This window comes from Duganella sp. SG902 (genome assembly GCF_013376005.1).
GTDB lineage: Bacteria > Pseudomonadota > Gammaproteobacteria > Burkholderiales > Burkholderiaceae_D > Rugamonas.
In genome coordinates this window covers 697,824-712,314 of record NZ_JABMJK010000001.1, presented here as the reverse complement: position 1 = coordinate 712,314, position 14,491 = coordinate 697,824, and the positions used below count along the sequence as shown (strand labels likewise).

General features: G+C 57.2%; 13 protein-coding genes and 2 tRNA genes. 9 read left to right on the top strand and 6 right to left on the bottom strand.

The features are described 5' to 3' along the window. Positions 1–41: 41 nt before the first annotated feature. Complete coding sequence (locus FHW83_RS03210; RefSeq protein WP_176644880.1) at positions 42–371, bottom strand: DUF2322 family protein; 330 nt, start codon at positions 369–371, stop codon at positions 42–44. Positions 372–488: 117 nt separating this feature from the next. Here FHW83_RS03210 and FHW83_RS03205 point away from each other — a divergent pair, with 117 nt between their 5' ends. Then, on the top strand, positions 489–1,367 hold the full coding sequence (locus FHW83_RS03205; RefSeq protein WP_176644879.1) for a class I SAM-dependent methyltransferase: 879 nt from the start codon (positions 489–491) through the stop codon (positions 1,365–1,367). Between the two features lie 24 nt (positions 1,368–1,391). Here FHW83_RS03205 and FHW83_RS03200 read toward each other — a convergent pair whose 3' ends face one another. Continuing rightward, the gene (locus FHW83_RS03200) at positions 1,392–2,402 is read right to left on the bottom strand and encodes a glycoside hydrolase family 43 protein (protein ID WP_176644878.1); all 1,011 of its coding nucleotides are present in this window, start codon (positions 2,400–2,402) and stop codon (positions 1,392–1,394) included. Positions 2,403–2,409: 7 nt separating this feature from the next. Next, the gene (locus FHW83_RS03195) at positions 2,410–3,897 is read right to left on the bottom strand and encodes an MFS transporter (RefSeq protein ID WP_176644877.1); all 1,488 of its coding nucleotides are present in this window, start codon (positions 3,895–3,897) and stop codon (positions 2,410–2,412) included. A gap of 197 nt (positions 3,898–4,094) precedes the next feature. Between FHW83_RS03195 and FHW83_RS03190 the strand changes: the two genes are divergently transcribed. Further along, positions 4,095–4,170: transfer RNA gene (locus tag FHW83_RS03190), tRNA-Asn, on the top strand. Positions 4,171–4,372: 202 nt separating this feature from the next. On the opposite strand, the gene FHW83_RS03185 is transcribed toward FHW83_RS03190, so the two are convergent. Together FHW83_RS03185 and FHW83_RS31255 are read right to left on the bottom strand one after the other, a co-directional pair. Continuing rightward, on the bottom strand, positions 4,373–5,335 hold the full coding sequence (locus FHW83_RS03185; RefSeq protein WP_176644876.1) for a hypothetical protein: 963 nt from the start codon (positions 5,333–5,335) through the stop codon (positions 4,373–4,375). Between the two features lie 1,392 nt (positions 5,336–6,727). Further along, positions 6,728–6,913, bottom strand: coding sequence for a hypothetical protein (locus FHW83_RS31255; RefSeq protein WP_373997159.1), 186 nt, complete (start codon positions 6,911–6,913; stop codon positions 6,728–6,730). Between the two features lie 19 nt (positions 6,914–6,932). Between FHW83_RS31255 and FHW83_RS31250 the strand changes: the two genes are divergently transcribed. The 6 genes from FHW83_RS31250 to FHW83_RS03155 all read left to right on the top strand — a co-directional run bounded on the left by FHW83_RS31250 (position 6,933) and on the right by FHW83_RS03155 (position 12,541). After that, entirely contained in the window at positions 6,933–7,856 is a 924-nt protein-coding gene (locus FHW83_RS31250; RefSeq protein ID WP_373997158.1) for a tetratricopeptide repeat protein, read from the top strand. A gap of 490 nt (positions 7,857–8,346) precedes the next feature. Beyond that, positions 8,347–9,042: a DUF3334 family protein gene (locus tag FHW83_RS03175; RefSeq protein WP_176644874.1), complete on the top strand. Its 696-nt coding sequence runs from the start codon at positions 8,347–8,349 to the stop codon at positions 9,040–9,042. Positions 9,043–9,409: 367 nt separating this feature from the next. Beyond that, positions 9,410–11,608, top strand: coding sequence for a TonB-dependent receptor (locus FHW83_RS03170; protein ID WP_176644873.1), 2,199 nt, complete (start codon positions 9,410–9,412; stop codon positions 11,606–11,608). A gap of 57 nt (positions 11,609–11,665) precedes the next feature. Further along, positions 11,666–11,741, top strand: a tRNA-Asn gene (locus FHW83_RS03165). Positions 11,742–11,876: 135 nt separating this feature from the next. Then, positions 11,877–12,167, top strand: coding sequence for a nucleotidyltransferase family protein (locus FHW83_RS03160; protein ID WP_176644872.1), 291 nt, complete (start codon positions 11,877–11,879; stop codon positions 12,165–12,167). Next, positions 12,164–12,541, top strand: a complete 378-nt coding sequence (locus tag FHW83_RS03155) for a DUF86 domain-containing protein (protein ID WP_176644871.1) — start codon at positions 12,164–12,166, stop codon at positions 12,539–12,541. The genes FHW83_RS03160 and FHW83_RS03155 overlap by 4 nt, the downstream gene beginning before the upstream one ends. 111 nt (positions 12,542–12,652) lie before the next feature. Here FHW83_RS03155 and FHW83_RS03150 read toward each other — a convergent pair whose 3' ends face one another. Beyond that, positions 12,653–13,021, bottom strand: a complete 369-nt coding sequence (locus FHW83_RS03150) for a hypothetical protein (RefSeq protein ID WP_176644870.1) — start codon at positions 13,019–13,021, stop codon at positions 12,653–12,655. Positions 13,022–13,362: 341 nt separating this feature from the next. On the opposite strand from FHW83_RS03150, the gene FHW83_RS03145 reads away from it, so the two are divergent. Further along, the gene (locus FHW83_RS03145; protein WP_176644869.1) at positions 13,363–14,454 is read left to right on the top strand and encodes a hypothetical protein; all 1,092 of its coding nucleotides are present in this window, start codon (positions 13,363–13,365) and stop codon (positions 14,452–14,454) included. The last annotated feature ends 37 nt before the right edge of the window (positions 14,455–14,491 follow it).

Below are 14,491 nucleotides of genomic sequence, written 5' to 3'. Positions count from 1 at the left end.
GGCGGCCATTTTCATTGCAAGCGCCTGTTGGGGAATCGCGCTCACAAGCCTTTCGCCTGCAGCGTCTGATCTGCGGTTTTAATGTTGAACAGACGGTCAATGTTGGGATGTTTGCCTGGGTTGGCGCGGGCATCCTGCGTGTGTTCGGCATAAATCTTCAGGCCAAGTTCGGCCGCTTCAGGCGTGATCGCGCCGAACGCGTCGGCCAACCAGCCATAAACGCGCAGCGATCCCGCCTGGCCTGGTTTATTTTCAATCTTTGCCACGGGCGCGCCCGACTGGTCGATCAGTTCGATGGCCGCCACCGCATCCATGACGGGAAGCAGGGCCAGGTTGTCGGAAAATTTGTCGCTGAAGTTTGGTCGTTGCATGGGATTCTTACAGGTGATCATCGGGTTAAAAACGGTATTTTGTCATAGGTGCTCTTTAGTTGGTAATGCGGTTGTCGTAGCGTATGATCTTGCTACCAATTCAACGAGGGATTAGACATGAGCGAAAAGAACATCGAAGTCACCATTCTGGAATCCCTGAATCACTTGCTGACCAATCATCCGAGCCTGCTCCCGACGGTGTACGACATCGTCCACACCCAGCTGGGCCTGCCGAAGGATCAGTTGCGCTGGCTGTCGGGGCAGAACCGCATCCCGCTGGTCGATATCAATCAGTTCGGCTATGACGAGCAGCTGGGCGTCGAGCACGATATCCGCACCAAGTACGGCTTCGAGGGCGATCTGGCGCGCATGTATGCCGAGAACAAGGGCTACCTCGTGCACAAGTGGCACCACTACCTCCCGCTGTACGACCGCTATTTCAGCGCCTATCGCGGCAAGAAGTTACGCTTCCTCGAAATCGGCGTGAGCAAGGGCGGCAGCCTGCAGATGTGGCGCAAGTATTTTGGCGACGAGGCCATCATCTACGGCGTCGACATCGATCCCAACTGTGCGAAGCTGAATGGCATTGCGGGCCAGGTGCGCATCGGTTCGCAGACGGATACGCAGTTCCTGGCGTCGGTGGTGGAGGAGATGGGCGGCGTCGACATCGTGCTCGATGATGGCAGCCATCAGATGGAGCACATCCCGTTGACGCTGAAGGCCTTGTTCCCGAAGGTCAGCGAAGGCGGTCTCTATATGATCGAGGACTTGCACACGGCGTACTGGGACACCTTCGGCGGCGGCTACCGCGCGCCCAGCAACTTCTTCAGCACGATGGTGCAGGACTTGATCGACGACCTCCATCATTGGTATCACATCGATGGGCAGAAGGTGCCGGAAGTCAGCAACTTCTGCCCCGGCCTGCACATCCACGATTCGATGGTGGTGCTGGAGAAACAGCGCGTGCAAAAGCCGTCGCGCTCCCTCATCGTCTGAGTTTGCGCGGCCCGCCTACGGGACTTATTTGCCGTACGGGTCGATGATCTTGATGCGGCCGTCTTCGTCGTAGTGCAGCTCGGTCACTTTCACCGAGCGCAGGTGGGTGATGCCTTTCGACAGGCTGCTGTCGTGGTAGTACAGGAACCAGCGGCCTTCGAATTCCACGATCGAATGGTGGGTGGTCCAGCCGATCACCGGCGTCAGGATCTTGCCTTGGTAGGTGAACGGGCCGTACGGATTGTCGCCCACCGCGTAGCACAGGAAATGGGTGTTGCCGGTCGAGTAGGAGAAGTAGTACTTGCCCTTGTACTTGTGCATCCACGGGCCTTCGAAGTAGCGGCGCTCGTGGTCGCCGGCCAGCAGTGGCTGACCGTTTTCATCCACGATCACGACGTCGCGCGGCGCTTCGGCAAACTGCTTCATGTCAGCCGTCAGGCGCGCCACGCGCGCCGTCAACGCCGGCTGGTCGTCCGCAGGTTCTTCGTTCGCCGCGCCATATTCGTTGTTGCGGTACTTCTGTAGCTGACCGCCCCAGATGCCGCCGAAGTACATATAGTGCTCGCCCTGATCCTCAAACACCGCAGGGTCGATCGAATAGCTGCCTTCGATGGCCCTCGGCTCGGGCGCGAAAGGGCCCTGCGGTTGATCGCCCACCGCCACGCCGATCTGGAAGATGCCATCGGCGCGCTTGGCCGGGAAGTACAGGTAATACTTGCCGTCCTTGTACGCAGCATCCGGCGCCCACATCTGGCGCTCGGCCCATGGCACGTCCTTGACGTGCAGCGCCACGCCGTGGTCGGTAGCGGCGCCGTTCGGGCTGTTCATCGACAGCACGTGGTAATCCTCCATGCCGAAGTGGTCGCCATTGTCGTTGAAAGGAATGCCGGCCTCGATATCGTGCGACGGATAGATGTAGATCTTGCCATTGAACACGTGCGCCGACGGGTCGGCCGTGTAGATGTGGCTCACCAGCGGCTGCGAGATGGCGCGTTGCAGGGCCTGTTCTTCGGCCGGGGTCAGTTGTTCGGACATGTTTGCCTTATGCGTTAGGTTGGGCGCGGCGGGTTTGCAGATCCAGTTCGATCGTGCGCTCCGACGCCTTGTTGATTTCGTAGAAGTACAGCAAGCCGGCGCCCACCAGGAATGGAATCGAGGCGTACACGCTGATCGACAAACGGATGCCTTCGGCCACGGTTTGCGGCTGTACGACTTGCGTGCCGTCGTAGCCAAAGCTGGACAGCAGGGCCGCCACCAGCGCGCCGCCAATGCTCAGGCCGGCCTTCAGGCCGAAGATCATGGCCGAGAACAGCAGGGCGGTGGCGCGGCGGTTGTTTTTCCATTCGGAGTAGTCGGCCACGTCGGCGATCATCGCCCACAGCAGTGGAATGGTGATGCCGTAGAAGAAGCCATGCAGGATCTGCGAACCGAACACCAGGCCAATGGAGGTTGGCGGATACAGGTAGAACGCCAGCATGAACAGGGTGGAGATGAACAGCGTCACGCCGTACACGTCGCGCTTGCCGAAGCGGTCGGCCAGCGACTTGGAGAAGCCGATGCCAATGATCATGCAGAGGATGCCGGCGCCATTGAACAGGCTGAAGGCCGAGGTGGCCGGGTCTTCAGGCCACTGGAACTTGGTGAGGCCGATGCTGTTCAGCGCCGCGTTAAGGTGACCGATGAAGCTGATGAAGCCGATGTCCTTCAGGAAGGCGGACAGCGCCGCTTCGCTCAGGTAGTTCTTGAAATAGTAGATGTACAGCCCGCCCTTGAGCGCCAGCGTGACGAACACCAGGATGGTCAGCAGCATCATCACCACCCACGGCTTGTTGCGCAGCAGGTCGGCCACGTCCTGGCCGATGGTCGAACGCTGGGCGGCGGTCGGCACGATGCGCTCGCGGGTGGTGGCAAAGGTGATCAGGAAGCAGATGGTGCCGGCCACGGCGAAGATGATCATGGTGTTGCGGAAGCCCTCGACCTTGTCGCCGCCGCCCAGGATCAGCACCAGCGGCAGCAGCAGCACCTGGATGATGAGTTGCGCCACCATCACGGCCACGAAGCGGTAGGACGACAGGCTGTTACGCTCCTGCATGCTGCCGGTCAGCACGCCGCTCAGGGCCGAGTAGGGCAGGTTGTTGGCCGAATAGATCAGCAGCAGCGCGATGTAGGTGAGGGTGGCGTAGATGATCTTGCCGTTGTCGCCCAGGTTGGGCGTGCTGAAGGCGAGGATGGCGATCAGGCCGAACGGCACCGAGGTCCACAGCAACCAAGGGCGGAACTTGCCCCAGCGGGTGACGGTACGGTCGGCCAGCAGGCCCATCAACGGGTTGAAGCAGGCGCCGGCCAGGCCGCCGATGAAGATGATGGTGGCCGCCGCGTTGGCCGAAATCTTGTAGACGTCGGTGTAGAAGAAGGCGATGAAGGTCAGCAGCGTCTGGAAGATCAGGTTGGCGGCCAGGTCGCCCAGGCTGTAGCCGATCTTCTCCACGACCGAAAGTTTGCCCGTCGGGCTCAGGTTGGTATGGCTCATCGTGTCTCGTTTTATCGTTGTAGGGGCCGGATCGCGCCGGCGTTCCTCATGGTATTACCATGGGGTTTCATGCGAAATGAATAGCGCAATCATTTCATTGTCACTTTTCCCGCCGGGAGCGTCAAGCGCGGCGTGAGTGGGATGGCGTAAAAAAATTCGCCAAATTAAAAAACTCCCGCTATAATTCTGGCCTCAATTCCCTGATAGCTCAGTCGGTAGAGCGACGGACTGTTAATCCGCAGGTCCCTGGTTCGAGTCCAGGTCGGGGAGCCAGAATTCAGTAGCATGCCATGAACCCAGCCCTAACCCGGTTGGGTTTTTGCGTTTTTCGGGGCCATTTATTTGCGCGTAGTGGGTGTGGGGAGGCTGTTGGGCGGTGGTGGGGGCGCTACCCTTAGGCTGGGCTCATGCTGACAGGGCTAGGCTTGCGTTGCTATAAGCGAAGCTCCAGATCTTGCGAGCAAGAACTTTTTACCTAAGCGACCTGCTGGAATTCATTTGAACAGCCGTTGAAGAGGTACACCTGCGCAAAATTTCCGCGTTCAATTCCCCCTACGTTCTCTATTGCGGCGTAGAGCCACTTCCACCAGCCACACCCTCTCAAGCGCATATCTTCAAATGCGACGATTAGGACTGTTTCTGGGGCATATTTTTTTGCCGCTTTCGCCAAGGTGCGCTCACGTATGGATGCGGCCAGTGGCTTTATTGGAGCGTCATAGTCTTGGGCTTCCATAACCGCGACGATTTCCCCCGCTATTTTATCTATAGGACCGGCCCCTGGAGCAAAACCCTGCTGAACTAGCAAAGCTGACCGTAATGCGTCTTTTTCACCATAACCCGCGAAAGTTACCTGAACCTCGAAGTCCTTTTCTATGTATCCAGATAACCAAATATGCCCGTCCGCTCGGCCGCTGTTTTCGTTCGCTTCGACATGTACATCAAGCCCAGGCTGCTTGAACGCTAGAGCTAGGCGTGACAGAGGATATAACTCTTCAATCAGTCGCTTTGCCGGGCGAACGCGATTATGGTATTGCTCATTTGAAAGGGACTCAATTCGAGTCTCGATGGATGATGCGAACTCATAAGCAGTCATTTTCATGGTCGAACCATTGCGTTGGTGGTGTGCATTAGATGGCCTCTCTGCCCGTTGCGCTTGAAGCGTAGAGTACTTTGGCCAATCAGCAATTGCATGTGTTAGTTGAGTACGTCTAGTGTATTTTTGCATTTTCGTTGCAGGGCGGGTACGTAGCGCTTTGTCAGCCCATAGGCGCTGACCGGCATTTTCACTATCAAATAGTGCTTCATGAGCGACCGCATTCCGACGCAGATTGATTTCGCGTGCAAGACCTAGTGCGTCGGTGGCGGTGTACGCATTGGTTGCCTCGCTATCTAATTCGATCAGTTGAACGATTCGTGAGAATGTGTGATGTTTTCGCATAGGCAACATGCTATTCTTTGTATTTACAAACCGTTTGCCCAGCGACTAGCTACTAATTTTTCTCCTGAGTTGGTAATTATGGTTGCCGATCCATTTCAAATGATAGGTCACGATGAAAAACTATTTTGCAAGTACCCTAGTCGGAATTCAAGAATGTGACTCAGACGTTGAATGTCGTGTCCGTGTAATTTCCTCAATTCGTCTTCTTTTGCAGCAGGTGACATATGGGCTACTTGAATGGATCTCCCAGCAGAGCCCCTCTTCTGACCTGCAGCCTGACCAGAATATCATTCAGGGATTAAGATCGCCAGCTGACGGGGCGCTCGTAGATGGCTTTGAAGCACTTTTAATAACTTGTGAAAAAATGGGATGGAGCGGCATCTCACGAATGTTAGTGGAACCTACAGAGCAACGTCCAGCAAATCTTCTATGTAACGCACACCCCAAGAATTTGCAAGGTTTACTTCGGGCTGTTGTATCGCTTCGAAATGATGGGGCTGAGGGACATGGGCTTGTTGGAGGATATCAACGAGAAGCAGAGATCGATGCGCTTAAGTTTTTATTAGAATATCTTTTGCCAGTCCTTCCTGTTATTGAAACGGATGGTAAAGCGAAGATCGGGGACGGTCGATTAGCCCGGAATCTAGATTTCATCCGCGGCTGGAATCAGACGCCGGCACTCATTCGGCGGATAAAAATTCTTTCACCGGATGTCGTAAGGGCGTACTGTCAAGTAGATACTGGAAGTAATTCACGTCAAGAATTTGTGTATGAGGCTGTTAATCCTTTTAGGAATCTGGCAGGACGCGGCACTCCCAGTTTATCGATATGGGAAAATTCTTGGGAACCACTGTGCTATTTGCCCGAACGTACAACTGATTCATTTACAGGGCGAAGTGAACAGTTGGATGAATTGAAAGAGTGGGCCATTGATGAAGAATCCCGATCATGTCTGGTGTATGGTGACGGTGGCTATGGAAAGACGACCCTTGTCCTTGAGTTTTTGCACCGAGTCCTTGAAGAAGAGCAGGAAATGGAGTGGAAGCCGACTCTAATTCTTTTTTACACTGCAAAGAGGTGGCAGTGGGGGATAAACGGGCTGGAGCCTATCTCTGCCGGCCAACCCCATCTCATGGAGCTTCTAGCGTTTGTTCACTTGCTCTTTTTTGGAGAGTATCCAGGCTCCGATTTTTACCGGTTAGAGGTAGCCCAAGCGGCAAGCAAATTGCAAGGCCGAATAAAGGATGAGCTAAAAGTCGAACGAAAAGATATTCTAATCGTGATTGATAATGCTGAAACTCTTATCGAGAGCGATGAAGAACGCACACGATTTGGTAAAGAACTTAAAGAGGTATCAAGGCGAGTAGGTCGGGTTATTTTAACGTCACGACGTTATGAACAATTAGGTGCTGATCCAGTCGGAATTGACGCACTGTCAGAGCAGGAGGCCATTGAATTCTTGCGCGATAGAGCCATCAAGTTGAATATCCATTTGGTCAGGAGAGCGAAGGACGAGGAAATTCTATCGGCTTTGAATAAACTGGAACGGCGTCCAATTGTACTAAATGCCTTCGCCAATGCTCTTTCAGACCCTGCGGTGAAGAAAATAGATCAGGCAGCAGATCGCGTTGCTGGAATGCTGAGAAAAGATCTTGGTACATTCCTGTTTGCAGATACTTGGGCTCGATTAGGGGCCGGCGTAAGGCGGTTACTTCTTCTCATGACGCGGATAGGAGACTCACATGAGTCGCAGTCCCTGAGAATTTGTGCGGATATTGTTGGGGTTTCTGTGCAGGCTGCCGAATTGGCCCTCCAAGAGACAGGTGGTATCGCCTCTCAAATCAATGTTCAAGGGGACTTGCAATTAACGTTCTCAAATAATTTCCTTGAATATGCAAAAGAGAAGAATGTAAAACTTGCTGATGGCACTGAGAGTCCGAGTGATGTGGAAATAAATAAAGCGCGAACGCAGTATTCTGCCTACCTTAAGGGCACAAGATCATACACAGGCGACAGAATTGCGGCTGCGTTCAGGACGCCACAAGCAAAGGCAGCGCATCGGGCTCGCCATGAAGGAGATTTTGATGAAAGTAAGCGCCTTTTTGAATTGGCGATCATGGTAGACCGCGACAATGGTTGGCTCTGGGATAGGTATGCCTATTTCCTGTTTCATGATATTCGTGATAATGAGGATGCCCTCCGTAAATCGGTAATGGCAGTAGAACTACTCCCGATGGAGGGAGAGGTCTGGTTAACACGAGGCTTGATTGAAGCGCGCTTGGGACAAGTGCGGGAATGTGAGAAATCGCTGGAAAGAGCAGAAGCGCAAGGGATTGCTTGGCAACGATGCGCCATTCAACGTGCATGGGCATATTTAAAAGCTAAGCCAGCCCAACTTGGGCTAGCAGATAAAGAGGTTACGTCGCTGACCCATTATGTTCAAAACAACATGCATGACACCCGAATTCGGCGGGAGTTAGAGCGGGTTGTAGGGCGGCTGACTTTCTTGCGCCGTATATAGTTAGCGCTGCTCTGATGGCTGCTGCCGCGACAACGTTGGTTTCGGTGCTCGTTCGGCATTCGGCCGTCCAAGCCCTTGTCCTGCATCAATTTTTCACCAGCGACGCAACGGCAGCCGCCATACTGTTTCGGTATTTGATCGGTTCTTGAGGGATGCAGCGGCAGGGGCTGGAAAACCCGTTGCTTCTTTTACTTGGTGCCCATCAGCTTCTGGGCGCCCCCTTCTGTTAATCCGCAGGTCCTTGGCTCGCGTCTAGGTCGGGGAGCCAAAATACAGAATACGAGAAAGCCCGCCCCTCACCGGTTGGGCTTTTTGCTTTTCCGGCTCGCCGCGGTGATGCATGGTGGCGCCGCGACGCTGGCGAGGTTGGGCGAAAAGAACGCGCTCAGCTAAATGTCACAGAAATCCGCGATTCCTATGGACGGGAAACTTGCCACTCGGTATTCTGAGTGATGTTTCTCACCAAGTACGAATAGAGTAGAGGTAGATTATGAGCAGCGAAAACAGAGCGGTTGTCTACGGCACGGAAGATCTGCTGGAGAGCCTGTGCAAGTCGGTCAGCAAGGTGCTGGAAGCGGCGACCCAGAACAAGGTGGTGTACTCGGGCATGGTGCAGCGCATCACCAAGATCGGCCTCAAGCCCGACATCGGCTGCTTCGTGTTGTTTGACGGCGGCTTCACCGGCCTGGTGGTGCTGAACTTCGCGGCCGGCACGGCGATGGAAATCTATGAGCGCTACATGATCAACATGGGCATGCCGAAGTCCGAGCTGGCCAGCTCCCACACCTCGGACGAGGTGGCCAACATCATGGGCGAGCTGATGAACCAGATCGTCGGCGACTTCACCGGCAAGGTGCGGCGAGAACTGCAGACCAACATCACCCAGAACCAGCCGAAGATGCTGGTGCTGAACAAGCAGATCGTGCTCAGCGTGGACACCCCGCTGGACCGCCCGGAGATGCGCCGCGTCAGCTTCTACACCGAGAGCGGCAATGTGTTCTACCTGGAGCTGGCGATCGACCGCACCGAGTTCATCCGCCTGCACGACTTTGACGCCAGCGAAATCGACGATCCGGACGCGCTGCTGGAGCAGCAGCGCGCGGCCCAGGCGGCATCGGCCCCGGCCGCCAGCGCCGGCGGCGGCGACACCGACGCCGACGAACTGCTCAGGTCGCTGGGCATGTAATCCTCCCTCACACGGCCAGCCACGCGCTGGCCGTGCTGTTTTTTGTGGCAATTTTCCTACAATTGCCGCGTTTTCCCGCCGCCCGATGCCGCCCCGGCAAGCTTACCGATATCATCACTAGGTGGCGCGGGCGACACGCCTAAGCCACTGAATATTCAGTCTTTGCATATGCTCAACCGAATTTCCAACCGTTAATTTGGATTCAGTTATATTCAGCTTGCAATACATGGTATCAATCTGAAAGAATATCGCCTTTCAAAAAAGTCAGTGCACTATTGATATTCACAACAAGCGCTGCACCGCAAAAAAGAGAAAGCAGGAGACACTGTTTCTAACTCTTTGCACTACATTTAAACCGGGAAATTGAATGATCAAACTGTCGAAGATGCACAAGCGCGTACTGGCGCTGAGCGCCATTTTGCCTATCGGCTCCGCCCTGGCACAAACTGACGCCGCCACCGCCCAACAGCCACAGCTGGAAACCGTGACCGTGACCGCCCAGCGCCGCGCGGAAAACATCAAGGATGTGCCAGTTTCCGTGACCATGCTGAACAACGAAAAGCTGGACGTGCTGCTGTCCGGCGGCCAGGACATCCGCTTCCTGGCCGGCAAAGTGCCTTCGCTGAACGTGGAATCGTCCAACGGCCGTACCTTCCCGCGCTTCTACATCCGCGGCTACGGCAACACCGACTTCTCGACCTTCGCCTCGCAGCCGGTGTCGCTGGTGTATGACGACGTGGTGCAAGAGAACGGCATCCTGAAAGGTTTCCCGGTATTCGACGTGGCCGGCGTGGAGGTGCTGCGCGGCCCGCAAGGCACCCTGTTCGGCCGCAACACCCCGGCCGGCGTGGTCAAGTTTGAATCGGCCAAGCCATCGCTGGACAAGGTCGAAGGCTACTACAGCCTGTCGTGGGCCTCGCACAACACCACCAACCTGGAAGCGGCCGTGAACGTGCCGCTGTCGAGCGAGTGGGCCATGCGCGTATCGACCCTGCGCCAGCACCGCGACGACTTCGTCGACAACACCTACACCGGCCAGGCCAACGCGCTGGAAGGCTACAACGAACACGCCGAGCGCGTGCAGTTCCTGTACAAGCCGAACGCCACCTTCAACGCCCTGTTCAACGTGCACGCCCGCAGCACCGACGGCAGCGCGCGCCTGTTCCGTGCCAACCTGATCAAGAAGGGCACCAACGACCTGGCCGACGGCTACGACTTCACCAAGATCAACACCAACGGCCTGAACTTCCAGAACCTGCGCACCAACGGCGCCAACGCGCGCCTGACCTGGGACCTGGGTTCGGTCAAGCTGTTCTCGATCACCGGCTACGAAGGCGTGGACAACTACTACACCCGCGGCGACATCGACGGCGGCACCCCGACCGGTCCGGGCTTCATCCCGTTCCAGGTGCAGACCGCCGGCAGCATGCCTGAGCTGAAACAGTACAGCCAGGAATTCCGCGTCGAATCGAAAAACGCGGGCCCGCTGAACTGGCAGGCTGGCGTGTACTACTTCAAGGAAAGCGGCGACGGCGCGTCGGACAACTTCGACAGCAACACCCAGGCGCAAACCTCGCACCTGCTGAGCCACCAGAACAACACCGCCTACGCGGCCTTCGGCTCGGTGACCTATGACGTGAACAGCGAGTTCTCGCTCCGTGGCGGCCTGCGCTACACCCACGACCAGAAAGACTTCCGCACCGTGGAATCGTGGAACGTGACCCAGATCGGTCCGAAGTCGGTGGAAGAGAGCAAGAACAAGGCGAACTGGGACCTGAGCGGCACCTACAAGATCAACAAGGACGTGAGCGCCTACGCCCGCGTGGCGACCGGCTTCCGCGCGCCTTCGATCGCGGCGGCGTCGGCATCGGTGCCGATCACCGTGGCCGATGCGGAAACCATCACCTCGTACGAGGCCGGCATCAAGGCCGACCTGTTCAACCGCCGCGCGCGCGCGTCGCTGAGCGTGTTCAACTACGACGTCAAGAACCAGCAGCTGACCGTGGTGGGTGGCAACTCCAACGTGACCAAGCTGATCAACGCCGCCAAGACCGCCGGTCGCGGCCTGGAAGGCGAGATCGAAGGCTTCGTGACCCCGGACTTCAAGGTCAGCCTGAGCGGTTCGTACAACTTCACCGAGATCAAGGATCCTAGCCTGTACGTGGCCAAGTGCGCGCAGTGCACCATCACCGATCCGATCGGCGCCAACGGCCTGGTGTCGATCAACGGCAACCCGCTGCCACAGGCCGCGAAGTACATCGTGAACGCCTCGGCGCGCTACAACTTCCCGCTGGCCGACGGCAACCTGTTCGTGCTGACCGACTGGTCGTACCGCAGCAAGATCAACTTCTTCCTGTACGAATCGAAGGAGTTCACCGGCAAGGAAATGCTGGAAGGCGGCCTGCGCGTGGGTTACAACTGGGATGGCGGCAAGTATGAAGTGGCAGCGTTCGGCCGCAACATCACCAACACCCGCCGCATCATCGGTGGCATCGACTTCAACAACCTGACCGGCTTCGTCAACGAGCCGCGCCAGTTTGGTGTGCAGTTCCGCGGCGGTTTCTAAGAAATTGCCTTTCAGCCTAGACAGCTGAAAAAGGGCCGTATATAATGCGGCCTCTTTTCCCTGATAGCTCAGTCGGTAGAGCGACGGACTGTTAATCCGCAGGTCCCTGGTTCGAGTCCAGGTCGGGGAGCCAGAATACAAAAAGGCCCATATGTGCTTGCAACGCTCAAGATCGTTGCAATGCGACATTGGGCCTTTTTTCTTGTGTCTTCGAGTTCGGGTATAGTGGTGCCATCTCCTGATACATAGGCCAGATAAAGGATGCAGCATGAAACCCTCCATCGCCTTTGAATTGCATCGTGCCGCAATCCGTGCTGCTGCGAGCCGGTTTCGTACCGAAAATCCGCGGGTGTTCGGATCGGTTGCTATGGGGCTGGATAATGAGGGCAGCGACTTGGACTTGCTTGTTGATCCATTGCCGGGTACCACGCTTTTCGACTTAGGTGGATTGCAAGTCGAGTTGGAGGACTTGCTGGGCGTTCCTGTTGATCTACTGATTCCGGGCGACCTTCCTCCAAAGTTTCGAGAACAGGTCATTGCTGATTCACGGCCGGTATGAGTAAGGTCCTTCGTCTGCCGGACTATCTTGACCATATGCTGGCTGCCGCCACTCAGGCGTGTAGCTATGTCGAGGGGATGGATAAAATAACTTTTTTCGGCGATAAGCGCACACAGCAAGCAGTTGTTTTGAACCTGATTGTTGTTGGTGAGGTAGCGGCCAGGCTGTTACACGATCATGCGTCCTTCCTTGATGGATATCCAACGACCCCGTGGCGCAACATGAAGGGAATGCGCAATCGGATTGCACATGGGTATTTCGATATTGATCTGGCTGTCGTATGGGACACAGTCCAAGAGGCCTTGCCTCGGCTAGTTGAGGTCCTTCCGTCAATCCGCGACGCGGCAGATAAGCAGGAATCGAATGCGCCCTAGCCTTAGAATACGGCGGATCGCCAAACTGTTAATCCACAGGCCCCTGGTTCGAGTCCAGGGCGGGGAGCCAGAACACAGAAAAGCCCAGCCTCACGGTTGGGCTTTTTGCATTTATCGTAAGAAGAGCTGGACGGCGGTGCCGGCCACGAAAGCCATGGCGGTAATCTGGGCGCCGATCAGCCATTTGGTCAGCTGATCAATCTTGGCGTCTTGCCGATCCATTCTCGCGGCGAGGAGTTGAATCTCGTTGCTGAAGCTGTTCTCCAGGCACCTCGCTTCCGCCTCGATTTTTGCACCGAGGCATGTCTCCAGCGTGTGCAGCCCGTCGCGGAACTCACGTCGCAACTTTTCTTCGGTCAGCGCAAACTGTGCTTGAACCGCCTCGAAACCGCTGTCCGCCCGCTGCCTCAGCAGCGCGTTGTCGCATTGCAGATCCCCCACGGCTTGCTCCACTTTCTTAAGACGGCTCGATTCCATCATACGCCGGTATGGGCGCGGATTCGTTTGGCACTGTTTCGCTTATGGCGTGGTTGTTTCGTAAATCGGACTGACGCCGCTGCGTGTGGGATGAAAATGGTGGACATCGTCGGCCTTCGCGTCTATCCCGAACCATGCTCCCGATTTCAAGAACCCAACCGTCGTCAGCCAGTACGGAGTTGGCGACCGAACAGGAAAGAGGCGAAGCCGCCTCTGCGCCCCGAAGCCCTGGCCGCGCCGGCTCGCCGCCGCTGGGCGCGTTGCCACCCCGAGCGCCCCGGCCCGCCAGTCCGGCGGCCCCGCGCAAGCTGGCCGCGCACGACAAGCAGCTGGCGAGCTATCTCATGGGGCGCAGGATCGATGGCAGGGAGATCGAGGGACAGGAGCTGGCTCGCCTGCGCCAGGCCAACGACGTGCTGCAGGAAACGCGCGAAGCCTTGCCCATCGGGCGGGGCAACGTCACCACGGATATCGCGTCCTCCAACGGCAACAGCACGCGCACCTATTCGGCGGCGCGGGTGGTCCGCAATAGCCGCAAGTTGAACGCCTTGCCGCTGCATCGGGCCGCGATCGCGGAGATCGCGGGCGCAGGCAATTGCGGCGAGCATTCCGCCGTCGCGGTGCATAAACTGGCGGCGCGGCTGTCCGACGGGCAGGAGGCGCACAGTGTTTTCAATCGCAGCGTCGATCATGGCTGGGCGGAGTTGCGCACCTCGGACCCGGACGGCCGGGCGCAGCCCACGGTCGTTCTCGACGCCTGGGGCGAGGGGCCGGCAATACATGCCGAGGACGGCAGGTACGCCTCGCCGGACATACCGCCCGAGCATCGCGTGAGCGATTATTCCTATGATGCGCGGACGGCGGCGCCAGCGCTGCGGGAGAAGGCAGAGTTTCACGCGGAGCATGGCGACGCGGTGGGGGCGAGAATCGATGTGGTGCGCAAGCGACTGTCTGTGCTGGGCTTCAAACAGACCAAGACTTTCGCGCCGACGCCCGCCATCGATCCGGACTTCGCGGATCGGGTGCGCGAGAAAATGGACGATTTGCACGACATGACGATGTTCAGCATGAATCTGCCGGCGTTGGAAAGTGCGGATTTTCGCAACGATCTCCTCGCCACCAGCGTGCTTCGGCAAATGGGGGCTTCGGTCAGGGAGGCGGTGGGCGCGGCGCGTGAGGTTTCGCGGGTGGCCGGTGCGCTGGCCAGCGCACCGCAGAACCCGCCACGCGCGCATCCCGCGCCGCAGGCCGAGGCCACCGATATCCAGCGGTCGGTGCAGCAAACGTTGCTGGAGCTGTTTCCTTCCAGCCCGTCCGGCGGGGAGGTGGAGGCCGGACCGTCGGGCACGCGGGAGCGCGATCCGGAGTCCGATGCCGAATCCGGTGCCAGAAACGTCCGCCAGCGCACTTCCGCTGGAACGACGCCGTTTAACTGAACGGCGTTACAGCCTTCGCGGTTGGGCTTTTTTGTTT

Bases quoted from the DNA above. Each gene is read 5' to 3' on its own strand.
- FHW83_RS03200 (WP_176644878.1), bottom strand. From the start codon at position 2,402: ATGTCCGAACAACTGACCCCGGCCGAAGAACAGGCCCTGCAACGCGCC.
- FHW83_RS03145 (WP_176644869.1), top strand. From the start codon at position 13,363: ATGGGGCGCAGGATCGATGGCAGGGAGATCGAGGGACAGGAGCTGGCT.
- FHW83_RS03150 (WP_176644870.1), bottom strand. From the start codon at position 13,021: ATGATGGAATCGAGCCGTCTTAAGAAAGTGGAGCAAGCCGTGGGGGAT.
- FHW83_RS03195 (WP_176644877.1), bottom strand. From the start codon at position 3,897: ATGAGCCATACCAACCTGAGCCCGACGGGCAAACTTTCGGTCGTGGAG.
- FHW83_RS03185 (WP_176644876.1), bottom strand. From the start codon at position 5,335: ATGCGAAAACATCACACATTCTCACGAATCGTTCAACTGATCGAATTA.
- FHW83_RS03205 (WP_176644879.1), top strand. From the start codon at position 489: ATGAGCGAAAAGAACATCGAAGTCACCATTCTGGAATCCCTGAATCAC.
- FHW83_RS03155 (WP_176644871.1), top strand. From the start codon at position 12,164: ATGAGTAAGGTCCTTCGTCTGCCGGACTATCTTGACCATATGCTGGCT.
- FHW83_RS03160 (WP_176644872.1), top strand. From the start codon at position 11,877: ATGAAACCCTCCATCGCCTTTGAATTGCATCGTGCCGCAATCCGTGCT.
- FHW83_RS03175 (WP_176644874.1), top strand. From the start codon at position 8,347: ATGAGCAGCGAAAACAGAGCGGTTGTCTACGGCACGGAAGATCTGCTG.
- FHW83_RS03170 (WP_176644873.1), top strand. From the start codon at position 9,410: ATGATCAAACTGTCGAAGATGCACAAGCGCGTACTGGCGCTGAGCGCC.
- FHW83_RS03210 (WP_176644880.1), bottom strand. From the start codon at position 371: ATGCAACGACCAAACTTCAGCGACAAATTTTCCGACAACCTGGCCCTG.